Below are 20,887 nucleotides of genomic sequence, written 5' to 3' on the forward strand. Positions count from 1 at the left end.
GGAGGACGTTCTCTAATCTTTACCAACCGCGTAAGACAGGAACTGCTCGATGATTTCATCGCGGGCGTTGAGTTGAGCAGTTCCTGGAGGACGTTCTCTAATGTTTACCAACCGCGTAAGACAGGCCATCGCGGCCACCCTACAAGGCCTGCCGCTGTCGGCGACCGTTGAGGAATTCACCCCGCCGAAAATCGATTTCGACATGGAAAGCATGACGGGCGGGCGCTTCATCGTTGAGGAAATGGCCAAGAGCGCCAAGCCGCTGAATGCTCAGATCAAGCTGCAAGGCACCGGTGCTGAAGTGTTGCTGGCGATGGGGGTAAAACTGGGCGACGACATCCTGCTGAACGTGCGTGAAGCCGGTCAGGATCAGGACGGCAACACCTGGTTCACCTATCACACCATCGGCGGCAAGCTCAAAACCATGGGTGAGGACGCGATCAAAATGGGCGGCAAAGCCCTGACGACGCTGGACTTCTCCTGCCGCACCTACAACCGTCTGGAAAACGGCATTCCGGTGATCGACATCGACGTGCGCACCCAGAAATTCGTGCTCAACGGCGTCGACATCCTCGGTGATGCGCGTCGTGCGGTGCTGATGCCGTAACGCTGTAAGCCAGCCCGGCACCTGACCCTGTGGGAGCGGGCTTGCTCGCGAATGCGGTGTGACAGTCGACACTCATTCATCTGACAGGCCGCCTTCGCGAGCAAGCCCGCTCCCACATTGGGCCAGTGTGACTGGCCGATGTTTAGCAACACCCCTCCTCAAGAATCACCAAGGAATTCATTCATGTCGTGGATGCCACCCCAGCATGACCTGCTGTCGCCGATCACCGGCGACGACGGCGCGCAGATCGAACAGATCCAGCTCAAACCATTGTTCTATGCCGCGCAAAAAGAAGCGCTGGAACGCGCCGGCGATGATGAAGACGATCAGTTCTTCGAACTGGCGCTGCTCGCTACCGGCCTGTCGGTCAAGGAACTCGACCAGCTCAAACGCCCGGACTACGTGAGCATCGCCCAGTACGTGCACGAAATGTCGACCCGTCCGGCGTCGTACTTTCTCGATCAGGTTGAAGACGCGGAAAAGTCCGACGATCCCGATCAAATCCAACTGCTGCAACCGCTCGCCGTGACCGGCCGCACCGTGACGTCGCTGAGCCTGGAAATGCCGGTGCTGCGCGCCACCAAAGTGATGAAGAAACTGAAAACGGCCAAGGAACGCGCCGAGTTCATCACCGCCCACTGCGCCGGCCTGATGATCCCCGATCTGGCTCACTTGACCGTCCCGGACTGGACCCAGTTGCAGGTGCGCATAGACGATTTTTTAAACCAGCCGGCGGCCTACTTTCGGAACGCGACATCGAAGTAATCCTCGATATCGTCCCGCTCATTTACCCGGTAAGTGAGGCGGAGATTCTGGAATGGGACGCCGAAAAGGCGTTGCGCCGCTACGACATAGCGATCACTCGCCTTGGCGTGAAACAGGAGTAGAGCGGCATGGCAGATGATAACTATGCGTTGACGTTCGCGAAGGTCAATCAAGAGACCCGAACGGCCAACACCACGGCCACGCTGAAGTCTCCAGTGATGTCTGCGCGAGACATCGGTTCGGCAGGTGTTGAGCCGACGTTGAAAGCGGATGGCGGTTTTGCCGGGCTAAGCCTGGCGCTGGCAGATGCCACCGTCGAACTGCGTCAGCTGACGGCCGAACAGGTTCAACTCAGGGATGTGCTGGGGTCGATACACACGGTGCTGATGTCACAGCGCTCGTTGCAACAAACACTGAATGACCGGCAAGCACAAATGGGCGGGGCGGCCCTTGGCGCCGAGCATAAAACGCCGATTGCGAATACCGCCACGTCCCCCTATAAGCCTTTGCAACCAGCCATCAATCTTGACGCCGCGATGGCGAGGCTGGATCTGGTCGTCGGGCTTGAAGGCGACCAACGCAAAACGTTGCAGGTCGCGCTGGAGAAGATGGCCACCGAGGCGAAGGTGGCTGCCGGCGGTACAACCGCGGTTGAGCTGGCAAGCATCGGCTACGCTGGCGCCAAGGCCGGGGTCGGCAATGATCGGTTGGATGCCGAAGGCAATATCGATCAAGCCGCCAGGCAAAACGACCTGATGGATTTCACCAGAGACACGGCGGTCACGGCGACTGCGTTCGAGATGAAACCACAGGATGCCGCGGATCTGTTGATCGGCTGGCGTACCTCGATGAGTCTCAATCGCGCGCAAACCCTGGATCTCGCCGACGCGACCAGTTTGCTCGACAGTCGATTGGCCGCTTCTGCCGCTGATATCGGCTCGATTCTGGGCAATTACGGCACATCGGCAAAAGGCGCCGGAATGGCGCCCGAGCAAGCCGCGGCATTCTCTGCGGCGTTGCTTAACGCCGGGGTAAACAAGGCCGATGCAGGCGTAGCGCTCGAAAAAATCACGACGACACTGGCGCTCGGGGATAAAGCTTCTGCAAGCCAGAAAGCGGCGTTCGCTCAACTGCAGCTCGACCCCAAGGCCCTGGCAGAGAAAATGAAGGGCGATGCTCCCGGCGCGATCATGGAGTTGCTGGAGGCGCTGAAGAAGCAATCTCCGAATGAGCAATCCGCGTTGTCGACAACGTTGTTCTCGGTCGCCCAACCGGTTCGGCAAATGCTCGAGAACACCGCTGACGTGCAGCGCGCCTTTGCACTGGTGGCGGGTAAAAAGGATGAAAAGGATAAAAAACAATACACAGGGGCGGTTGATCAGACTGCCCTGACACTCGCGGATACTTCGCAGGCACGCTGGAACATCTTCGGCGCCCAGAAGGACCGGCTCTATTCATCCGCCGGCGATACCGTGCTGCCAGTGTTTGACTACCTTGTGGAAAAAGTCGGAGTGGCAGCCGATGGCTTGAGTGAAGTGGCGGAAAAGGCCCCGGCACTCGCTGGCGCGCTGATCCTGATGGCAGCAGGATTGAAGGGTGGCAAGCCGCTGGGCGCATTGGCGTCCCAAGCCGCCACGTGGACAGGCCCCGTGATGGCCGGCATCAGATCCGGGTTGGGCAGTCTCTCGGCCAGTGCCGGTGCCCTCGGTACCGCCGCCCTGAGTCGTGCCAAATTTCTGGTCTCCGCTCCAGGCCGCAGTCTGATCAGTCAGGGTGCCCGGGTCGGCCGGGTGGCCGGCCCATTGAGCATGCCGTTGACGATGGTCGAAGCCGGCATGAAAGTCGTCGAAGGCGTGGCCGAGGGTGATACGAAAAAAATGGCCGGTGGCGTAGGCATGGCAGCAGGCGGCCTGGCCGGTGGCTATGCCGGCGCGAGTATTGGCGCCACGATCGGTACTTTCATTCTGCCCGGCATCGGTACGTTGATCGGTGGTGCATTAGGCGGCGCCTTAGGCAGTTTTTACGGTAGTCAGGAAGGCGGCGCCCTGGGTGAAAAACTGGCTACCCCCGCTGCCGATCAACTCGCCCCTCCGGCAGAGATCGCCAAGGATCTCTCCAGCGCTCAAACGCAAAATCAGCAGATCACCTACGCACCGTCGATTCAGATCAGCGGCAGCGAAATCGCCAGCTCGGAAAAGGTGGGCGCGATGATCTCGCAGGTTCTGCAAAACCATTTCAGCGGCGAATTCATTCCGACGATGAACACCAACCCCCTCGCCACACGACGTGACGCAGCCCTGACCGATGGAGTCGCCACATGAAACAACAAATGGCACTGGGCAGTTTCATCTTCGGCCTCTCGCGCAATTTCGCCTACAGCACGCTGGCGCGCAAATCCGACGGCGGCTGGACGGAACTGCAGATTCTCACCAGCAAACCCAAGTCCCATCAAATCGGACAGAAGCCCGAAACCCTGACCATCACTGGCAAATCAATGTACGCGGTGGCCATGGATCGGCTGGATGAGCTGCGGGCGCTGCAAGCCCTTCGTGTGCCGCTGCCGCTGATTGATGGCATCGGTCGAAACTGGGGCCTGTGGCGAATCACCATGGTTCAGGAAACCCAGACCTGCATCATCGATGATGGTACGGCGATGGTGGTGGACTGGACCCTCGAATTAGCGGAGTTCAACAATGCGTAAGGTCCGAAGCGTGGCCGGTGACTCGGTGAATCTGCTGCTCTACCGCGAGACCGGTCGCAGCGATGACGCCGCCGAAGAAGCCCTGTGGAAACTCAACCCGACCCTGGCCGAACACGGCCCGGTCCTGCCGGCCGGTGTCTGGGTGACCTTGCCGGAACTCGACAGCAGACCGGCCGCGATCAAGCCGGTTTTGGCGTGGGATTAAGGAGGTTGCATGGCACAGGGATTTACACCGGCGATCGAAATCTACGGGGCCAACCATGCCCTGCTGAACCAGCGCCTGATCAGTTGGGAACACATTGATGCCGCCGGGATGGAGTCCGATCAGCTGACACTGGTGATCGACCTGGAAGGCCTTGAAGGCTTGCCGACCCTGGGCGGAAAAATCGGCCTGCGGGTTGGCTATCTGGAGTCCGGGCTGGTCGAAAAGGGCCAGTTCAAGGTGACTCGACTGACCCCGACGCTGTTCCCGTTACGCTTGACACTGGTGGCTACCGCAGCGCCTTTCAGCGGCAAGGATGAGACCCGATTCAAGGAACGGCGCACAGCCAGTCATGGCCCGACAACCCTGGGCGGACTGTTTCGCGAACTGGTCTCGCCGCACGGTTTTTCGCCGCGCGTCGATCCAGAGCTGGCGCTGATCCGGATTGCTCATGTTGATCAGTCGAACGAAACCGACATGAGCTTTATCACACGACTGGCAAAGAGGTACGACGCGGTGGCCAAACCGTTCAACGACCTCTACGTGCTGGCGAAACCGGCGCAGCTGAAAAACCTCTCGGGTCAGGTGATACCTGACGTCAGGCTGTCGGTGACCAGCAACAATCGACCGGGGGATCACGCCTTCATCAGCGCCACACTGGAAGAGACGGCCCGTACTCAGAATCAGGGTTGCAAGACCTGCTTCTGGGACATCGCCGCCGGCAAACTGCGCGAGGTGATAACCGGTTCCGAGCCCTACAAGGTCATTCGCCAGAAACAGGCAAGTGAAGAAGAAGCCAAAGCCATCGGCGAAGCCGAAGTGCGCAAGATGCTGCGCGAGAAATACAAGCTGAAGGTTACCTGCCCAGGCGATCCGCTGCTGGCCGCCGAAGGCCTGTTGGTGCTCGATGACACCTGGCCGGACTTCATGCGCGGTCGCTGGTCGATCAAAAAGGTCACCGCCAGCGGCAAGCGCGAGGAAAGCTATCGCTGCTTGATCGAGGCAAGCGGCCTCGACGCCAAGACCTGATCCCCGCACAAACTCAAAGTGGGAGCGGGCTTGCTCGCGAAAGCGTTGTGTCAGTCGCCATCGATGTTGTATGCGCCGTCCCCTTCGCGAGCAAGCCCGCTCCCACATGGGGGCCTGCGGTAATTCCCTTCATTCTGGAACACCACCATGAAGATCACCCCGATCCTCACGCAGTTGCGTGCGCAATGCCCTGGCCTTGCCAATCACATTGCGGTGGGCGTGGATCTGGCCTTGCTGCAAGGCAACGCCGATCTGCCGACACCTTCGGCCCACGTCACACCGCTGGCCGATCTGGGCAGTAACAGCACCGCCCAAAACCTCACCACCCAACCGATCCGCGACCGCTTCGACATCGTTCTGGTGCTTGACGCCAGCGACGCTACAAAAGCGCTGGATCTGTTGCACGACCTGCGTGCCGAACTGTGGCGCGCATTGGTGGGGTTCAAGCCGGAAATAGACTACAGCGCCATCGTTTATGACGGCGGCGAGATGGTGTCGATCAACAGCAGCCGCGTCTTTTACCGGCTGCGCTTTTTTGCCGAGTTCCAGCTTGGCCGCAATCTGCCAAGTCAGCCTGCGGAAAGTTGGCACGAACGTGAACTGGACGGTTTGTCGTCCTTTACCGGGGCCACCGTGCGGGTCGATGCGATCGACCCCGCTGACCCCAACCTGAAACGCCCGGGCCCCGATGGGCGCGTGGAACTGACTTTCTCTGGAGACGTAACCCCATGAGCAATCGCATCACCGTAGTGCCGGCCGCTGGCCGTGCCGTGCCAGACCCGGAGGCGGGCGATCTGCTGCCTCTTGAAGGCCGTGAAGTGCTGGACAGCGCCTGGTGGCGCCGACGTCTGACCGACGGCGATATCACACTCAAAACCGCAAAAGCGGCTAAACCACAGGGAGCCAAATAATGGCGATCGGATTCAGCAACATCCCCGCGGACATTCGTGTACCGCTGTTCTATGCCGAAATGGACAACTCGGCCGCCAATAGCGCGACCTCGGCCATGCGCCGTCTGATCGTCGCTCAAGTCAATGACAACATCGCGCCGACCGAAGTCGGCAAACTGGTTTTGGTCTCCAGCGTCGCGCTGGCGAAAAGCATCGGCGGCCAAGGTTCGATGCTCGCCTCGATGTACGAGACCTTCCGCAAGGCTGACCCGATCGGCGAGATCTGGTGCCTGCCACTGCACAACGTTGAAGGCGCTATCGCCAAAGGTGTGTTGACCCTGACCGGCACCGCGACTCAGGCTGGCGTGCTTAACCTGTACGTCGGTGGTGTGCGTGTGCAAGCCACCGTGGTCAACGGTGCTACGGCGGCACAAGCGGCCACTGCGCTGGCGCAGAAAATCAACGCCACGGCTGATCTGCCTGTCAGCGCTGCGGCTGTCGAAGGTGTAGTGACCCTGTCCGCGAAATGGACCGGTGACAGCGGCAACGACATCAGCTTGCAATTCAATCGCCTGGGCAAGAGCAACGGCGAAGAAACCCCGGCTGGCCTGACCACCGCGATTACCGCCATGACCGGCGGCGTTGGTGTACCGGATCAGGTCGCTGCGGTCGCGGCGCTGGGCGATGAGCCGTTCGAATTCATCGCGCTGCCGTGGTCGGATCTGTCGACCCTCAACACCTGGCAAGCGGTCATGGATGACAGCACCGGTCGCTGGTCGTGGGCCAAGCAACTGTTCGGTCACGTCTACAGCGCCAAGCGCGGCACCGTTGGCACGCTGGTCGCCGCAGGCCAGGCCCGCAACGACCAGCACATGACCATTCAGGCGCTGGAGCCGGGCGTACCGCAACCGGTTTGGGTTCAAGCCGCCGCACTGGCCGCACGCACGTCGGTGTTCATCTCCGCCGACGCCAGCCGTCCGACCCAGAGCGGCAGCCTGCCGGGTGTCGATCCGGCGCCGGCGAGCGAACGTTTCACCCTGACCGAGCGTCAGTCGCTGCTCAACTACGGCATCGCCACCGCTTATTACGAAGGCGGTTACGTGCGCATCCAGCGTTCGATCACCACGTACCAGAAGAACGCTTACGGTCAGGCCGACAACTCCTACCTGGACAGCGAAACCATGCACCAGTCGGCGTTCATCGTGCGTCGTCTGCAAAGCGTGATCACCAGCAAATACGGTCGCCACAAACTGGCTTCCGACGGTACCCGTTTCGGCGCCGGCCAGCCGATCGTCACCCCGAGCACCATTCGCGGTGAGCTGATTGCCCAGTACGCCAAGCTCGAACTGGAAGGCCACGTCGAGAACGCCGAGCTGTTCGCCGAGCACCTGATCGTCGAGCGTGACGTGCAGGACCCGAGCCGCGTGAACGTGCTGTTCCCGCCGGATTACATCAACGGTCTGCGCGTGTTCGCACTGCTCAACCAATTCCGTCTGCAGTACGACGACGCGGCTTGATAACCGCGTTTAGCGTCAAGCATTCAGCCCACCTCGCGTGGGCTTTTTTATTGAAGGGAGTAACACCATGGGTCAACTGATTGCAGGCACCTGCTACGTCAAAGTCGACGGCGCGCAACTGACTATCAATGGCGGCTGCGAAGCCCCGCTGATGGCGGTCAAACGCGAAACCGTCGTACCCGGCTTCTACAAGGAAACCGACATCGCGCCGTCGTTCAAAGTGACCGCGCTGCACACCGCCGACTTCCCGCTGAAGAAGCTGATCGAAGGCACGGACATCACCGTCACCTGCGAATTCAGCAACGGCAAAGTCTACGTGCTGGCCGGTGCGTACCTGGTCGAAGAACCCGTTTCCAAGGGCGATGACGCCACCATCGAATTGAAATTCGAAGGCATCAAGGGGACCTGGCAATGAGCGGCGCCGTGAAGCTTCAAGTTGCGATCGAAGCTCACGGCGAGCCCCTGACCGAACTGTTCCTGAGCCGTCCGGCGCTGCCGTACAAGATCGACAAGAGCGAAGAGGTCAGCCTCGACATGGACGTCGCGGCCAAATACATCGCCGTGTGCGCCGGCATTCCGCCGTCGTCGGTCAACCAGTTGGATCTGGCTGACCTCAACGCGCTGAGTTGGGCCGTAGCGAGTTTTTTCATGAGTGCGGCGTCGGCGCCATCACCGACCTGATCGCCGTCGCCTATGACCTGGCCTGGTTCTGGAAGGTTGACCCCGAACAGATGATGGCCAGGCCACTGGATGTGCTCCGCGAATCGCTGGAGCACGCGCAACGGATCAACGCGATGCAGCAGGTGCAGTGATGGCAGACACAGATAGCAACCCCAAAACATCGGTGCTGATTACCGGCATCGATGAGTTGTCGCCCAAACTCGGCGCCCTGCGAGTGAAAGTCGATAGCTTCAAGAAAAACCTCGAACAGACCGGCCTCGGCAAACTGGACATCAGCGGGCTGTTCAAGGGCGGCAGCGTGATTACGCCGTTCGTGGACGGCATCAAGTCGGCGGCGGCGTTTCAGGGCAAATTGACCGAAGTCAGCGAGGCGGCGAAAACCGTCGACCTGCCCGCCGCACCGAAAGTGGCTGCGCAGAACATGAACGTGTTCAGTGCGGCGATGGATAAGGTCTCGGCTGCCGTGGATGCGGCGTTGGTGCCGGCAGTGGGGGCGTTGGTGGTCGGGCTGGAACCGATGCTGAACCAGGTCAGCAGCCTGCTCGCCGACAACCCGAAACTGGTCGAAGGCCTGGCGGCGGGGGCGATTGCCTTCTCTGCCATGCAAACCGCCGTTACCGGTATGACCCAGGTCATGGACGTCATGAGCATGGTGCTCAAGACCAATCCGATCATGTTGATCGCGATGGGCATCGCGTTGGCGGCCGGTTTGATTTATGCCAACTGGACGCCGATCAGCGCTTTTTTCAAGGGCATGTGGGAGGGCGTGAAAAACATCGGTGTGAGTGCGATGGCGACGTTGCGCTCGATCCTTGACTGGCGACCGCTGGATGCACTGGCGGCGCTGTGGTCCCCGATTGCGGGATTCTTCTCGGGCATCTGGGACAAGGTCAAAACCGTCACCGCGCCGGTGATCGACTTTTTCAAATCGGTGTTCTCGTGGACGCCCGCCGGCATGATCCTGGAAAACTGGGCGCCGCTGACCGGTCTGTTTTCGGCGATCTGGGAATTGCTCAAGGCCTTGAGTGTGCCGGTGATGGCGTTCCTCAAGGGGCTGTTCGACTGGACACCGTTGGGGATGATCATCAACAACTGGGGGGCGATCACCGGGTTCTTTGCCTCGATCTGGACGGCGCTGCAACCGGCGGCACAAGCCATCAAGGACTTCTTCGGCACGTTGTTCGACTATTCCCCTCTGGGGATGATCGTCAACAACTGGGGCAGTATCGTGGCCTTCTTCGAACCGGTCTGGGCCGCATTGCAAACTTCGGCTCAGCAGATCAAAAGCTTCTTCCAGAGCCTGTTCGAGTGGTCGCCGCTGGAACAGATTGCGACGTACTGGCAGCCGATCAGCGAAGTATTTTCGGCGCTGTGGGGTGTGGTGCAGGCGCTGGCTGCGCCGGTACTGGAGTTTCTGCACAACATGTTCGAATGGACGCCGCTGGGGCAGATCATCAAGAACTGGGGGCCGATCACCGAGTGGTTCGGCGAGTTGTGGCAAAAGCTGCAAACCGTCATTGCGCCGATCAAGGAGTTGTTCGACGGTGGTTTCGCCGGGTTGATCGCCAAGGTCACCGGCAAGGTCGAAACCTTGACTCAGGCGCAACAGCAGACCAATGCAGAAGGCAAGGGGGAACTGGCGCCGGCGTTCTTTGGCGCAAGCCCTCAAACGTCGTCCAACGGTGTGTTGCAGGGCGGTTCGCTGCCACAAACCTCCAGCGCCCTGATCCAGCAAAGCGCCGCCAACAACCGTACGCAACTCGAAGGCGGCCTGACCGTGCGCTTCGAAAATGCGCCGGCGGGGCTGCGCACCGATCAACCGCAAACCAATCAACCGGGCCTGGCGCTGTCTTCGCGCATTGGCTATCGCTCGCTGTCGGCAGGAGGTTCCAATGAACTGGCGTGACCGTTTGTTGCCGGCATCGTTTCGCGGTGTCGGGTTCTGGATCGATCAGGCGAAAACCCCGGTCGGTCGCAAAGGTCAGTTGCATGAGTATCCGCAGCGTGACCTGCCGTTTTTCGAGGATCTGGGTCAGCAGGCCAAGACCCACGATCTGACGGCGTTCATCATCGGCCCTGACTGCCTTGAGCAGCGTGACAAGCTGCTCAAGGCGCTGGAGGCGGGCAGCGGTGAGCTGGTGCACCCGTGGCTCGGCCGCCTGCAAGTCAAGGTCGGCGAATGCGACATGACCCACACCCGCCAGGACGGCGGGTTGGTGACTTTCGCGTTGAAGTTTTACCCCGATAAACCGCTGCCTTTTCCGACCGCCACCGTCAGCACCCAGAAAGTCTTGTTGTCGAAAGCCGACACGCTGCTGGGTTCGGCGGTAGCGCGCTTCGAACAGGCCATGACCTTGATCAAGGCTGCGCGGATCGGCATCGCCAATCTGCGCAACAGCCTCACCGGGGTGTACGAGGTGATCAAGGAACAGCTCAAACCGCTGATCGAGCAGTACAGGCAAATCACCGAACTGGTCAAAGCGGTCAAGGAATTGCCCAAGGAAGTGGCGGCCGAGTTCAAGGGCTTGCTTGGTGATATCAAAGAACTCAAGGAATTCGCGAAGGAAGGCTACCGTGGCGTGATTGCCGACGTGTCCCAACAACTCGAGGCCATCCGCAAGGCTGATGCGCCGAAGATCACCACCGGTAAGGACACCAACGCGGCGGCGCAAGCCATGGCCGATCTGGTGCAGGACACGCTGCTGGTGAAAGTGGCGCAATGGGTGGCGTCGATGCCGATAGCGACCCCTGCGGTGAAATTGTCATCGACACCGTCGGTGGCTCAGCAGGCGAATCAACCGGTGACCCGTCAGGAAGTACCGGTGACCGATGAGATGAAAGCGCTGCAGAAGGCAATCGGGGCGGCCATTGATCCGATGCTGGATAAGGCCGATCCCAAGCATCACCAGGCAATCAATGATGTGAAGGAAGCGCTGATTGCGCATCTCAAGGCTGTGGCGTCATCCGGTGTGCGACAGATCAGTAAATCGTTCCAGGAAAGCCTGCCGGCGCTGGTCGTGGCCTACAAGCAATTTGCCGATGCTACACGGGTGACTCAAGTGACTCAGAGCAATGCGATGAACCATCCGGGTTTTTCACCTAACGACGTGAACGTGTCCAGGGAGTAAGCCATGAGCGAGATGGATAACCGCGTCACGCTGACGGTCAATAACATGGAATACGGCGGCTGGAAAAGCGTGGAAATCAGCGCTGATCTGGAGCGCCAGTTCCGCACTTTCAAACTCGACATCACCTGGCAATGGCCAGGGCAGACGGTGGATCAGCGGATCAAACCGGGCGACCCGTGCGAAGTGAGAATCGGCCAGGATCTGGTGCTCACCGGTTACGTGTTCAAGGCACCGATTCGTTATGACGGCCGGCAGATCAGCCTGAGTATCGAGGGCAGTTCCAAGACTCAGGACCTGGTCGATTGCGCCGCCACCAACCGGCCCAATCAATGGCAGGAGCAACCGCTACTGAGCATCGTGCAGGCACTGGCGATGGAGTATTCGCTGATGGTCGTCAACGAAATCCCCGAGACCGCACGGTTGACCAAACACACGATCGTGCCGGGAGAAACAGTCTTTCAGTCGATCGACCGTTTGCTCTCGTTGTTGCGGGTGTTTTCCACCGATGACGAGCAGGGCCGGTTGGTGTTGGCCAAGCCTGGCAGTGGCGGGCGCGCTAGCGATGCGCTTGAGTTGGGCAAGAATATTTTGTCGGCCAATGCAGCGATGGATCAAAGCCAGGTGTTCTCCGAATACCGAGTGATCGGCCAGCAGAAAGGCTCGGACAACAAGAGCGGGGCGGCGGTCAGCGAAGTTGAATCCACGGCGGCCGACCTGACCTTCAAGCGGCGGCGTACCACGATTATTAACGAGGGCACGGCGCTGACTTTCGAGCTGGCCCAGCAACGGGCCCAATGGGAGAGCGCCACCCGCATGGGCCGCGCGCAGTCCACCACTTATCAAGTGCAGGGATGGCGCCAGTCCAACGGTGATCTGTGGCGTCATAACACGCTGGTGAAGGTCAAGGATCCGGTGCTCGATTTCGATGGCGACATGCTGATCTCCAAAGTGACGTATTCGCTGTCGGCGCAGGGCTCGGTGACGACCCTGCAAGTGGCGCCGCCGCATACCTTCGATCCTGATCCAATCCCCCCGAAAAAAACCTGAGCCTGACACCCGCCCCCACGTTTGTCCGTGTCGGGGCTGCTCTTTGAGGACAATTCATGAGCCTACTGACACGCCTGCTGGCGCGCGGCACTGTCGTGCTCGCCCATTCGGCATCCAAGCTGCAATCGCTGCAAATGCGCCTCACCGCTGGCGAAGTGAACGATGACATGGAGCACTTCGAACCTTACGGCTTTACCAGTAATCCACTGGCCGGCGCTGAAGGTGTTGTCACGTTTATCGGCGGTGACCGTTCACACGCCATCGCCCTGGTGATCGCCGACCGCCGTTATCGCCTGCAATCGCTGGCCTCCGGTGAAGTGGCGATCTACACCGACGAAGGCGACAAGATTCACTTCAAGCGTGGCCGGATCATCGATATCGAAACCGCCACCCTGAACATCCGCGCCACGACCGCTGTGAATTTCGATACGCCGGTGATCAACCAGACCGGCAAGATCGTTTCCAGCGGCGACCAACTGGCTGGCGGCATCAGCCAGATCAAACATGTGCACGTCGGTGTACAGGCCGGCAACGGCCAGACCGGTGCACCGGCAGGAGGCCAATGATGTTGATCAGCCAGAACCTCCACGCCGCGCTGACCCGCGCCGTGCTTATCAGCCTGTTCACCTGGCGCCGTGCCGCCGATGACGACGCCCTCGACGACGACGAACGTTACGGCTGGTGGGGCGACACATTTCCCACCGTCGCCGACGACCGCATCGGTTCGCGATTGTGGCTGTTGCGCCGGGTCAAGCTGACCCGCCAGACCCAGATGGACGCCGAATTCTATGCCCGCGAAGCCCTGCAATGGCTGATCGACGACGGCCATTGCAGCGCCATCGACATCATCAGCGAACGCCTCGACGCCCAGCGCCTGAACCTTCTCACGGTCCTGACCCTGGCCGACGGCGAACGTCTGGACATCAACCCCGATAACAGTTGGCAGGTGATCTATGCCGTTTGAAACCCCTTCGCTGCCGGTGCTGATCAAGCGCACCCAAAGCGACCTGGCCGGCGATTCGCTGCGCCAGTCCGATGCGCAAGTGCTGGCCCGCACCTTAGGCGGCGCGGCTTATGGTCTGTACGGTTACCTTGACTGGATTGCCGAGCAGATCCTGCCGGACAAGGCCGATGAATCGACCCTGGAACGCATCGCCGCATTGCGTCTGAACCAACCGCGCAAACCCGCGCAAGTGGCCACCGGCAGCGTCAGTTTTACCGCCACCGCCGGTGCTGTTCTGGATGTCGACACGTTGCTGCAAGCGAGCGATGGCCGCACCTACAAAGTCACCACCGCACGCACCACCGTCAATGGCAGCAACACCACTACCATCGCGGCGTTGGATGCCGGCAGCCTCGGTAATGCCGACGCCGGTCTGGCGCTGACGCCGGTGCAACCGATTGCCGGCGTGGTCGGCAACAGTTTCGTGGTGCTGGCGCCGGGTCTCAGCGGCGGCGTGGCGCGGGAAAGTCTGGAGTCGCTGCGCTCGCGGGTGATTCGCTCTTACCGCGTGATTCCCCATGGCGGCTCGGCCAGTGACTACGAGACGTGGGCGCTGGAAGTGCCGGGCGTAACGCGCGCCTGGTGTCGTGGCGGCCTGCTCGGGCCAGGCACAGTGACGGTGTTCATCATGCGTGATGAAGACCCGCAACCGGTGCCCAACGATGAGCAACTGGCCGAGGTTCAGGACTACATCGAACCGCTGCGTCCGGTGACCGCCGAGGTCCATGTGCAGCGACCGATCCAGGTGCCGGTGGTCTATCGCTTCAAAAGCGTCAACCCGGACACCACCGCTGTGCGTGCCGCCGTTGAAGCGCAATTGCGCGACCTGCACAACCGTGAGGCCGACTTGGGCGTGCCGCTGCTGATCAGCCATATCCGCGAAGCCATCAGCAGTGCCGGCGGTGAATACGATCACACGTTGACCGCACCGGCCGCTGATGTACCGGCCGGTCAAAGCGAATTGCTGACCTTCGGAGGTTGCGTATGGGGGGCATAAGAACCGCCGCGCAATATCAGGCGCAACTGCGCGCCCTGCTGCCGAGCGGCCCGGCATGGGACCCGGAGCATGTGCCGGAACTCGAAGAAGTGCTGCAAGGCGTCGCCGTCGAACTGGCCCGCCTCGACGCCCGCGCCGCCGACCTGCTCAACGAGATGGACCCGGCAGGCGTCAGCGAACTGGTGCCGGACTGGGAGCGGGTGATGGACCTGCCCGACCCGTGCCTGGGCGCCACGCCACTGTTCGACGACCGCCGCCTCGCCGTGCGCCGCCGCTTGCTCGCGGTCGGCAGCCAGGCCGTCGGCTACTACCTCGAAATCGCCAAAAGCCAGGGCTACCCCAACGCCAGCATCACCGAACACGAAGCCCCCCGCATGGGCCGTGCGCGTTTTGGCGCGGCGCATTGGGGCACTTGGGAAGCGCAGTTCATGTGGACGCTCAACACCGGCGGACGGCTGTTGCTCGGCCGGCGATTCGGCGCGAGCTACTGGGGCGAGCGCTTCGGCGTGAACCCGGGCTCGGCACTGGAATGCCTGATCCACCGCAGCGCACCGGCGCATACCAAGGTGCACATTAATTATGACTAGGGAGGAATGAGGGGATGGATTATCCGAAAAGCATGCCCGGTGTCGGTTTGGTCAACAGTCGTTTTGTCGATGAAAATCCCGTCACCGGAACCCCCGGATCGCTGATTCCTGCGGAGTGGGGCAATGCCCTTACCGAAGAGGTGCTGGCAGTTATCAAAGCGGCGGGTATCGAACCGACCGAAGGCTTGAACACCCAACTGCTCGAGGCCATCCGTGGCAAAAAGCTGTTTGAAACGCCGCCACAATTCGATGTCAGTCAGAAAGTCGCGACGACGGAGTTTGTGCAGCGCGCACTCGGCAGTCTGGCGGGGCAGACCAATTACGTGGGTGATGTTTCGTTGACGGTCGCTGACGTCGGCAAACTCTCGATCTTCACCAGCCCAGGTACGGTGACCCTGCCGGAATGGTCAACTGTGCCTGCGGGAGGCTTGGTGTCGCTGGTCGCAGGTTCCGGTGGTTTGAACGTGAAAGTCAGGAGTGGCGAGAGTCTGGGCACCGCCAGCGCTGGTGCACCGGATAACACGTTGTCATTTGTCGGTGGCAGCTACGTTACTTTTCGCCGGCTTCTGCTCGGTGGTGGCTGGGGCCTGGATTCTGGTGATGGTGCGCTCAAGTACTCGCCAGCGTTTACCGCTTCCTTGAACACTGCAGGCGGTTATCAGCGTTTGCCCAGTGGCCTGATCCTGCAATGGGGAATGGCCACGGGCGGCGCACTCAGCGAAACCATTACCTATCCGATTGCCTTTCCCAAAAGCGTGCTCTTCCTGTCGGGCGGCGATATTTCGCCAGGATTCGCTGATCTGCGCTTCTCTCTGTTCAGACTCTCGCAAAGCCAGTTTCAGCGCTTCTCCAATGCTGACCCTGGCGGCTGGAACTGGTTCGCCATCGGCTTCTGAAATCAACGGTGAATGAAATGAAGTACATTGATTTTGATGCCCAGGGCGAACTGCTCGGGCGCTATGACTCGGCGATTCACACGCAGATGCCTGCCACTGCTGTAGAAATCTCCGATGAGCTGTTCCTGCGCACGATCGAGGAACGCGATGGCATCTGGAAGTGGACCGACGGCAAGGTCACCAAACATGCATTGCCCAACGCATCGCTGCTGGTTGAAAGCGAACAGCGAGCATCTGCCCTGGCTCGGCGTGACGAGCTGCTGGCTGAAGCCGATCAGCAGACCGTCGGTATGGCCGACGCCTACATTGCAGGATTGCTGGATGCCGAAGACATGCAGCGGTTCAAGGCGTATGCCTCCTACAAACTGGCGCTCAACAAGATCGACAGGCAGCCAGGTTATCCGCAGAACGTCGACTGGCCAGTGCTGCCGGCTTGATGCTCTTTCTGACATGAAGCCTGCAAAACAGCTTCGTAAACAGTCACCCAGAATAACGGGAGGTCCCCGCGTGGATTATCCAAACAGTGTGCCCAGCGCCGGATTGGTGAATGGGAAGTTCGTTGATGAAAACCTGATGACCGGAACGCCCGGATCGCTGATTCCGGCGGATTGGGGGAATGGGGTCACGCAGGAAATTCTCAACGTAATCAATGCCGGGGGGCTAACCCCCGACGAGAAAAAATACGATCAGTTGTTGCAGGCGATTCAATCGGTGACGGCCAAGGGCTGGAATCAGGATCTGGCGTTGCCGCTCTCGGCTTTGCCTTTGCCAACCGTTGCCACGGCGGATGCCCGGTTAACCATCACGCCAGCCGCCGTATCGAGCAGTGGCGGGCGAGTGTCCGTACCGGCGGGCGTATACGTCAGCCTTGGTCAGGAAGTGGTGGCGGGTCAGTTGGGGCGTTCACGTACTTTCACTACCCAGGCCTGGAGCAGTGCAGACCTGCTGCCCAGCTCGAGCTACTTCTTGCGGGCGCAGGTGGTGGGTGGTGTGCTGAGTTTCTATACCCAGCGCGGTACGATTTACGACGTGACACCCGAGACGCTGAAAGGTGTGGCCAACGGCGCTGCCGGCGGCGGTTTTCAGAGTTCGGTGTTGGACATGTGTCTGGCCTGGGTCGTCACCGGCGCGCCAGGCTCCATGCCGACAGTGCGTGCGATTTACAACCGTGCACGCTTGACCTGGACTCAGACCGTCAACGGCACGGGTGCAGTGTTTCTGCCCCTAGACCCGCATGCGCGTGCTGCGCGGCTTGTGGTAGGCAATCCGACGCCGTCATCGACAGCCGTAACGAGCGTCGCGTTTCCGGCGACTGGATGGGCCGGGGGCAACTATAGCTATCTGTCACCGGTATCGACGGGTGTATCCAATAATGCGGGAGGCTGGAACCCGGCTACTGTGCAACCGTGCGTGATATTCACCAACAACATCGTCTACGACGTCACGGTCTCGACGCTGACCGCCAGTTTTGATCATGCCAATTTGCGCTCGCTCTGGCAGTCCTATCAGGCTGAGCACAATCTGGGGCAGTCCAATGCTGACAGTGATGAATTGCTACTCAGCATGGGGATCAAGAGCCATCCGCTAACCGACTATACCGCCGGCATCGCGATCAATTTCGGGGACGCTGTGAACGTCCAATTGCAGTGGGAACTGATTCGATGATCGTCATTCAGGAACTCCATCAGATTGACGGCGAGTTGCGCCTTCCTCAACCCTCCGCTGCCCATGACTGGGACGGTGAGAAATGGGTATTGAACGACGATAAACAGGCTGCGCTGGACATGCAGGAAGCTGAACGCTTGTGTGCCAAAGTCGACGCCGCCGCTGACGGCGCCCGTACCGCTCTGGCTGGTGACCCGCTCAAAGCCATGGAGTACGCCCAGGCTGCCGCCGATGCTCAGGCCTATCAGGACGCCGGTTACCCGAAAAAGGAAGTGCCGCTGTCGGTCGCTGCGTGGGTTGCCAAAGGACGCAGCGCCAAACAGGCCACCGAGCAGATTTTGAGCAAGGCCTATCAACTGACCGACCATCTGCTGGCGCTGCGTACGCTGCGCCTGAAGGCCAAAGCGCAAATTCGCGCGCAGGCTGCCAAGGGCAACATGGATCTGGCGCGTAGCGCTGGTGACGAAGCTTTGATCGCCATTCGCGAATCGGCCAGCGGCCTTTCCAGCTAAGCCTAAAGCCTTCTTTCAGCGTCACCCAAGCCCACTTCGTTGTGGGCTTTTATTTTCTGAAAACAGAGCGTGAACAGGTAGGCGAAGATCGCTTTGCCGATGCCAGTCATTTGTGACTTCAAAGGAACGAATATTCTATGGATTATCCAAAAAGTGTCCCCAGCGCCGGGCTGGTGGATGGCAAGTTTGTTGATGAAGACCCGCTGAGCGGCAAACCGGGATCGTTGATTCCGGCGAGTTGGGGCAATGGCGTCACCCAGGAAATTCTGGGGGTTGTACAAGCAGGTGGGTTGACGCCGAGTGAAGTGTCCAACACGCAATTGCTGGGTGCACTTCGCAGTACTCAGTTGTTCAAGACTGCCGCGCCTTTCGATGTCAGTCGTTCGGCGGCGACATGCGAATTTGTCCAGCGGGCGCTTGGCAATTATGCGGGGGCGCGCGACATCACGGTCACTACGCAACTGACTCTCGCTGATCTGGGCTGGTCGTTGGGTCTGGGCGGTAATTCGCCATACACCGTGACCTTGCCGAACATCGACACGGTTCCAATTGGCGCAGCCATCGCACTTCATTGCCGCAGCAACGCTCCCGTCACCATTACTCACCCTGGCGCAGCAAAAATAAGCCCGCAAGGGGCTTTATTGAATTCGATTGTGATCAACAGTGGCGAGAGCGCCACCCTCGTCAGGGAAAGTGGAGCCTGGGCTGTTCACGGGACGGCGAGCCTTAAATATGCCGCGCTGTTTTCCGGTTTGGTGGGTAATCCCGGATATCAGAAGCACGCCAGTGGAAACATTGATCAATGGGGATTCGGCACTACAGATGCCAACGGGGAAATTTGGGTCAATTTTCCTATTGCCTTCCCGAATACTTTTTTCTCGTGTGTCGCCTGCCATGTCGGCGGTGATGGCGCCATGGTGATTGTCGTCGGCGGCACCGCCACCAAACTAGGTGTTCGCTTGAAAGTGCGCAACGCGATCAATCAGGTCGCGGCTGGTTGGACCGTGTTTTATTTTGCCAAGGGATATTAAATGAATACATTCAACGTTTTGTTCAGCGCCAGTACCCGAGGGGTATATGTACCGGGTATCAACTCATCGGACATTCCGGACGACGTCATTGAAATTCCTCAGGCCTATTGGATCTCGCTGCTCCAGCAATTGGCGGTCACTTCCAAAGTCATTGGCGTGCATGTGGAAACCGGTTATCCGGTCGCGATCGATCCGCCACCGCCTTCGGTAGAAAAGGCGGCAGAGGCAGAGCGCGATTGGCGTACCTCACAACTGGCGGCCACCGATGGCTTGGTCGTGCGCGATCGCGATGAATTGGAGGACGGCGGTGGCACCACGTTGACCACCGGTCAATATGCCGAACTGCAAACCTATCGGCGCGAGTTGCGCGACTGGCCGCAAGGCTCTTATTTCCCGTTGAGCGAGCATCGTCCAGTAGCGCCGCGGTGGTTGGTAACGGCACTGTGAGTCCACTTTATTCCACGAGGATGCGGGCGCGGAAAACTCCGGAAAGAAATGGCTGGCACGCGTGGGCCATCGGCCATGGTTCAATCGCAGGACATCCAGGGAGGATCAAGCATTATGCAAATAACTGAAAGCAACCTTATCGACATCATGCCCAACGCCCGCTCCCAAGCGGGCGTTTTTGTTTCTGCACTCAACAGCGCCGTGGCGCGCCGTCATATCGACTCGCCCAAACGCGTCGCGGCGTTCCTTGCGCAAGTCGGTCACGAGTCCGGGCAATTGCGCTATGTGCGCGAACTGGGCAACAACCAATACCTGAGCAAATACGACACCGGCACGCTCGCCCTGCGTCTGGGCAACACACCTGAGGCTGACGGCGACGGGCAAAAATACCGAGGACGCGGGTTGATTCAGATTACCGGCCGTTCGAATTACCGTCAGTGCAGCCTCGGCCTGTTCGGCGATGAACGTCTGTTGTCCCTGCCCGAACTGCTCGAACAGCCACAATGGGCCGTCGAGTCTGCGGCATGGTTCTGGGAACAGAACGGCTTGAACGAACTGGCCGATCGCGACCAGTTCAACACCATCACCCGGCGCATCAACGGCGGGTTGAACGGCCTGCAGGATCGCTTGGAAATCTGGGCGCGGGCGAGGGCGGTGCTATGCCAATCCCCTGGCGAGTGATTGGCGTTGTTTTGCTCGCCGCCGGGGCGGCGGCGCTGGCCTGGCAGTTTCAGGACTGGCGTTACGGTCGGCAGTTGGCCGAGCAGGCTCGGTTAAACGCCGAAACGCTCAATCAACAGACCACGGCCGCCGCCACCGCACAACAGGCCGAACAGGATAAACGTCTGGCGCTGGAGCAACGCCTTGCGGCCAGTGAACAAACCCACTATCGAGCCATGAGCGATGCCCAACGTGATCAGGATCGCCTGCGCGATCGTCTTGCCACTGCTGATCTGCGCCTGTCAGTCCTCATCGACGCCGGCGATGCTGCCCAAGGCTGCGGGGTGCCAGCCACCGCCGGCACCGGCGGCGTGGATCATGCAACCGTACGCGCCCGACTTGACCCGGCGCATGCTCAACGAATTGTCGCCATCACCGACACCGGCGACCGCGGACTGATTGCCTTGCAGGCCTGTCAGGCCTATGTCAGAGCATTGGCGCCTGAACATTTTGAATGAGTCT

27 protein-coding genes are annotated in these 20,887 nt (G+C 60.1%); all 27 read left to right on the plus strand.

Features of this window, described 5'->3' with window-relative positions; translation table 11 throughout:
• Positions 1-100: 100 nt before the first annotated feature.
• The 27 genes from ACIOWA_RS21935 (at position 101) to ACIOWA_RS22065 (ending at position 20,883) form a co-directional block, all read left to right on the plus strand.
• Positions 101-607, plus strand: coding sequence for a phage major tail tube protein (locus ACIOWA_RS21935; RefSeq protein ID WP_160056265.1), 507 nt, complete (start codon positions 101-103; stop codon positions 605-607).
• A 183-nt stretch (positions 608-790) separates the two neighbouring features.
• Positions 791-1,372 carry a phage tail assembly protein gene (locus tag ACIOWA_RS21940; protein ID WP_339430577.1) on the plus strand — a complete coding sequence of 194 codons (582 nt, stop codon included), beginning with the start codon at positions 791-793 and terminating at the stop codon, positions 1,370-1,372.
• Positions 1,373-1,500: 128 nt separating this feature from the next.
• Complete coding sequence (locus ACIOWA_RS21945; RefSeq protein ID WP_401161908.1) at positions 1,501-3,693, plus strand: phage tail tape measure protein; 2,193 nt, start codon at positions 1,501-1,503, stop codon at positions 3,691-3,693.
• Positions 3,690-4,073 (plus strand): phage tail protein, encoded by a 384-nt coding sequence (locus ACIOWA_RS21950; RefSeq protein WP_339494428.1) that lies wholly within the window; start codon positions 3,690-3,692, stop codon positions 4,071-4,073. The genes ACIOWA_RS21945 and ACIOWA_RS21950 overlap by 4 nt, the downstream gene beginning before the upstream one ends.
• Positions 4,066-4,278 carry a tail protein X gene (locus ACIOWA_RS21955; RefSeq protein ID WP_339430579.1) on the plus strand — a complete coding sequence of 71 codons (213 nt, stop codon included), beginning with the start codon at positions 4,066-4,068 and terminating at the stop codon, positions 4,276-4,278. Before ACIOWA_RS21950 ends, ACIOWA_RS21955 begins: the two co-directional genes overlap by 8 nt.
• Before the next feature lie 9 nt (positions 4,279-4,287).
• Positions 4,288-5,304 (plus strand): phage late control D family protein, encoded by a 1,017-nt coding sequence (locus ACIOWA_RS21960; RefSeq protein ID WP_401161911.1) that lies wholly within the window; start codon positions 4,288-4,290, stop codon positions 5,302-5,304.
• Between the two features lie 147 nt (positions 5,305-5,451).
• Positions 5,452-6,036: a hypothetical protein gene (locus ACIOWA_RS21965; protein ID WP_401161913.1), complete on the plus strand. Its 585-nt coding sequence runs from the start codon at positions 5,452-5,454 to the stop codon at positions 6,034-6,036.
• Positions 6,033-6,215 (plus strand): DUF2635 domain-containing protein, encoded by a 183-nt coding sequence (locus ACIOWA_RS21970; protein WP_221732484.1) that lies wholly within the window; start codon positions 6,033-6,035, stop codon positions 6,213-6,215. Before ACIOWA_RS21965 ends, ACIOWA_RS21970 begins: the two co-directional genes overlap by 4 nt.
• Complete coding sequence (locus tag ACIOWA_RS21975) at positions 6,215-7,711, plus strand: phage tail sheath subtilisin-like domain-containing protein (RefSeq protein WP_339430582.1); 1,497 nt, start codon at positions 6,215-6,217, stop codon at positions 7,709-7,711. The genes ACIOWA_RS21970 and ACIOWA_RS21975 overlap by 1 nt, the downstream gene beginning before the upstream one ends.
• 67 nt (positions 7,712-7,778) lie before the next feature.
• Positions 7,779-8,126 carry a phage tail tube protein gene (locus tag ACIOWA_RS21980; RefSeq protein WP_007908779.1) on the plus strand — a complete coding sequence of 116 codons (348 nt, stop codon included), beginning with the start codon at positions 7,779-7,781 and terminating at the stop codon, positions 8,124-8,126.
• Positions 8,123-8,392: a phage tail assembly protein gene (locus ACIOWA_RS21985; protein WP_401161915.1), complete on the plus strand. Its 270-nt coding sequence runs from the start codon at positions 8,123-8,125 to the stop codon at positions 8,390-8,392. Before ACIOWA_RS21980 ends, ACIOWA_RS21985 begins: the two co-directional genes overlap by 4 nt.
• Complete coding sequence (locus ACIOWA_RS21990; protein WP_339494425.1) at positions 8,338-8,523, plus strand: hypothetical protein; 186 nt, start codon at positions 8,338-8,340, stop codon at positions 8,521-8,523. Before ACIOWA_RS21985 ends, ACIOWA_RS21990 begins: the two co-directional genes overlap by 55 nt.
• Positions 8,523-10,298, plus strand: a complete 1,776-nt coding sequence (locus ACIOWA_RS21995; RefSeq protein ID WP_401161917.1) for a phage tail protein — start codon at positions 8,523-8,525, stop codon at positions 10,296-10,298. Before ACIOWA_RS21990 ends, ACIOWA_RS21995 begins: the two co-directional genes overlap by 1 nt.
• On the plus strand, positions 10,285-11,520 hold the full coding sequence (locus ACIOWA_RS22000; protein ID WP_339494422.1) for a DNA circularization N-terminal domain-containing protein: 1,236 nt from the start codon (positions 10,285-10,287) through the stop codon (positions 11,518-11,520). Before ACIOWA_RS21995 ends, ACIOWA_RS22000 begins: the two co-directional genes overlap by 14 nt.
• 3 nt (positions 11,521-11,523) lie before the next feature.
• Complete coding sequence (locus ACIOWA_RS22005; protein WP_339430585.1) at positions 11,524-12,567, plus strand: phage baseplate assembly protein; 1,044 nt, start codon at positions 11,524-11,526, stop codon at positions 12,565-12,567.
• Positions 12,568-12,623: 56 nt separating this feature from the next.
• Positions 12,624-13,133 carry a phage baseplate assembly protein V gene (locus ACIOWA_RS22010; protein ID WP_221732489.1) on the plus strand — a complete coding sequence of 170 codons (510 nt, stop codon included), beginning with the start codon at positions 12,624-12,626 and terminating at the stop codon, positions 13,131-13,133.
• Entirely contained in the window at positions 13,133-13,531 is a 399-nt protein-coding gene (locus tag ACIOWA_RS22015) for a phage GP46 family protein (protein ID WP_401161920.1), read from the plus strand. Before ACIOWA_RS22010 ends, ACIOWA_RS22015 begins: the two co-directional genes overlap by 1 nt.
• Positions 13,521-14,567 (plus strand): baseplate J/gp47 family protein, encoded by a 1,047-nt coding sequence (locus tag ACIOWA_RS22020; RefSeq protein ID WP_093436475.1) that lies wholly within the window; start codon positions 13,521-13,523, stop codon positions 14,565-14,567. Before ACIOWA_RS22015 ends, ACIOWA_RS22020 begins: the two co-directional genes overlap by 11 nt.
• On the plus strand, positions 14,555-15,154 hold the full coding sequence (locus tag ACIOWA_RS22025; RefSeq protein ID WP_339430587.1) for a putative phage tail protein: 600 nt from the start codon (positions 14,555-14,557) through the stop codon (positions 15,152-15,154). The genes ACIOWA_RS22020 and ACIOWA_RS22025 overlap by 13 nt, the downstream gene beginning before the upstream one ends.
• A 14-nt stretch (positions 15,155-15,168) precedes the next feature.
• Positions 15,169-16,050 carry a gp53-like domain-containing protein gene (locus ACIOWA_RS22030; RefSeq protein WP_339430588.1) on the plus strand — a complete coding sequence of 294 codons (882 nt, stop codon included), beginning with the start codon at positions 15,169-15,171 and terminating at the stop codon, positions 16,048-16,050.
• Between the two features lie 17 nt (positions 16,051-16,067).
• Positions 16,068-16,487, plus strand: coding sequence for a tail fiber assembly protein (locus ACIOWA_RS22035; protein ID WP_339430589.1), 420 nt, complete (start codon positions 16,068-16,070; stop codon positions 16,485-16,487).
• A gap of 70 nt (positions 16,488-16,557) precedes the next feature.
• Positions 16,558-17,715, plus strand: a complete 1,158-nt coding sequence (locus ACIOWA_RS22040; protein ID WP_401161924.1) for a phage tail protein — start codon at positions 16,558-16,560, stop codon at positions 17,713-17,715.
• On the plus strand, positions 17,712-18,227 hold the full coding sequence (locus ACIOWA_RS22045) for a phage tail protein (protein ID WP_401161926.1): 516 nt from the start codon (positions 17,712-17,714) through the stop codon (positions 18,225-18,227). The genes ACIOWA_RS22040 and ACIOWA_RS22045 overlap by 4 nt, the downstream gene beginning before the upstream one ends.
• Positions 18,228-18,364: 137 nt before the next feature.
• Positions 18,365-19,258, plus strand: a complete 894-nt coding sequence (locus ACIOWA_RS22050) for a phage tail protein (RefSeq protein WP_401161928.1) — start codon at positions 18,365-18,367, stop codon at positions 19,256-19,258.
• Positions 19,259-19,705 (plus strand): phage tail assembly chaperone, encoded by a 447-nt coding sequence (locus ACIOWA_RS22055; RefSeq protein WP_339430593.1) that lies wholly within the window; start codon positions 19,259-19,261, stop codon positions 19,703-19,705.
• Positions 19,706-19,819: 114 nt separating this feature from the next.
• Positions 19,820-20,386, plus strand: a complete 567-nt coding sequence (locus ACIOWA_RS22060; protein ID WP_339430594.1) for a glycoside hydrolase family 19 protein — start codon at positions 19,820-19,822, stop codon at positions 20,384-20,386.
• Positions 20,365-20,883, plus strand: coding sequence for a lysis system i-spanin subunit Rz (locus ACIOWA_RS22065; protein ID WP_401161931.1), 519 nt, complete (start codon positions 20,365-20,367; stop codon positions 20,881-20,883). The genes ACIOWA_RS22060 and ACIOWA_RS22065 overlap by 22 nt, the downstream gene beginning before the upstream one ends.
• The last annotated feature ends 4 nt before the right edge of the window (positions 20,884-20,887 follow it).

It is taken from the genome of Pseudomonas sp. NPDC087614 (genome assembly GCF_044743485.1).
Taxonomy (GTDB): Bacteria; Pseudomonadota; Gammaproteobacteria; order Pseudomonadales; family Pseudomonadaceae; genus Aquipseudomonas; species Aquipseudomonas baetica_A.

Excerpts from the sequence above, each read along its gene's own strand:
- ACIOWA_RS22055 (WP_339430593.1), top strand. The coding sequence starts at position 19,259 with ATGAATACATTCAACGTTTTGTTCAGCGCCAGTACCCGAGGGGTATAT.
- ACIOWA_RS22025 (WP_339430587.1), top strand. The coding sequence starts at position 14,555 with ATGGGGGGCATAAGAACCGCCGCGCAATATCAGGCGCAACTGCGCGCC.
- ACIOWA_RS21970 (WP_221732484.1), top strand. The coding sequence starts at position 6,033 with ATGAGCAATCGCATCACCGTAGTGCCGGCCGCTGGCCGTGCCGTGCCA.
- ACIOWA_RS22050 (WP_401161928.1), top strand. The coding sequence starts at position 18,365 with ATGGATTATCCAAAAAGTGTCCCCAGCGCCGGGCTGGTGGATGGCAAG.
- ACIOWA_RS21940 (WP_339430577.1), top strand. The coding sequence starts at position 791 with ATGTCGTGGATGCCACCCCAGCATGACCTGCTGTCGCCGATCACCGGC.
- ACIOWA_RS21955 (WP_339430579.1), top strand. The coding sequence starts at position 4,066 with ATGCGTAAGGTCCGAAGCGTGGCCGGTGACTCGGTGAATCTGCTGCTC.
- ACIOWA_RS21975 (WP_339430582.1), top strand. The coding sequence starts at position 6,215 with ATGGCGATCGGATTCAGCAACATCCCCGCGGACATTCGTGTACCGCTG.
- ACIOWA_RS22045 (WP_401161926.1), top strand. The coding sequence starts at position 17,712 with ATGATCGTCATTCAGGAACTCCATCAGATTGACGGCGAGTTGCGCCTT.
- ACIOWA_RS21985 (WP_401161915.1), top strand. The coding sequence starts at position 8,123 with ATGAGCGGCGCCGTGAAGCTTCAAGTTGCGATCGAAGCTCACGGCGAG.
- ACIOWA_RS22060 (WP_339430594.1), top strand. The coding sequence starts at position 19,820 with ATGCAAATAACTGAAAGCAACCTTATCGACATCATGCCCAACGCCCGC.
- ACIOWA_RS21945 (WP_401161908.1), top strand. The coding sequence starts at position 1,501 with ATGGCAGATGATAACTATGCGTTGACGTTCGCGAAGGTCAATCAAGAG.
- ACIOWA_RS22010 (WP_221732489.1), top strand. The coding sequence starts at position 12,624 with ATGAGCCTACTGACACGCCTGCTGGCGCGCGGCACTGTCGTGCTCGCC.
- ACIOWA_RS21980 (WP_007908779.1), top strand. The coding sequence starts at position 7,779 with ATGGGTCAACTGATTGCAGGCACCTGCTACGTCAAAGTCGACGGCGCG.
- ACIOWA_RS21965 (WP_401161913.1), top strand. The coding sequence starts at position 5,452 with ATGAAGATCACCCCGATCCTCACGCAGTTGCGTGCGCAATGCCCTGGC.
- ACIOWA_RS22065 (WP_401161931.1), top strand. The coding sequence starts at position 20,365 with ATGCCAATCCCCTGGCGAGTGATTGGCGTTGTTTTGCTCGCCGCCGGG.
- ACIOWA_RS22035 (WP_339430589.1), top strand. The coding sequence starts at position 16,068 with ATGAAGTACATTGATTTTGATGCCCAGGGCGAACTGCTCGGGCGCTAT.
- ACIOWA_RS21950 (WP_339494428.1), top strand. The coding sequence starts at position 3,690 with ATGAAACAACAAATGGCACTGGGCAGTTTCATCTTCGGCCTCTCGCGC.
- ACIOWA_RS22015 (WP_401161920.1), top strand. The coding sequence starts at position 13,133 with ATGTTGATCAGCCAGAACCTCCACGCCGCGCTGACCCGCGCCGTGCTT.
- ACIOWA_RS22005 (WP_339430585.1), top strand. The coding sequence starts at position 11,524 with ATGAGCGAGATGGATAACCGCGTCACGCTGACGGTCAATAACATGGAA.
- ACIOWA_RS21935 (WP_160056265.1), top strand. The coding sequence starts at position 101 with ATGTTTACCAACCGCGTAAGACAGGCCATCGCGGCCACCCTACAAGGC.
- ACIOWA_RS21995 (WP_401161917.1), top strand. The coding sequence starts at position 8,523 with ATGGCAGACACAGATAGCAACCCCAAAACATCGGTGCTGATTACCGGC.
- ACIOWA_RS21960 (WP_401161911.1), top strand. The coding sequence starts at position 4,288 with ATGGCACAGGGATTTACACCGGCGATCGAAATCTACGGGGCCAACCAT.
- ACIOWA_RS22030 (WP_339430588.1), top strand. The coding sequence starts at position 15,169 with ATGGATTATCCGAAAAGCATGCCCGGTGTCGGTTTGGTCAACAGTCGT.
- ACIOWA_RS22020 (WP_093436475.1), top strand. The coding sequence starts at position 13,521 with ATGCCGTTTGAAACCCCTTCGCTGCCGGTGCTGATCAAGCGCACCCAA.
- ACIOWA_RS22000 (WP_339494422.1), top strand. The coding sequence starts at position 10,285 with ATGAACTGGCGTGACCGTTTGTTGCCGGCATCGTTTCGCGGTGTCGGG.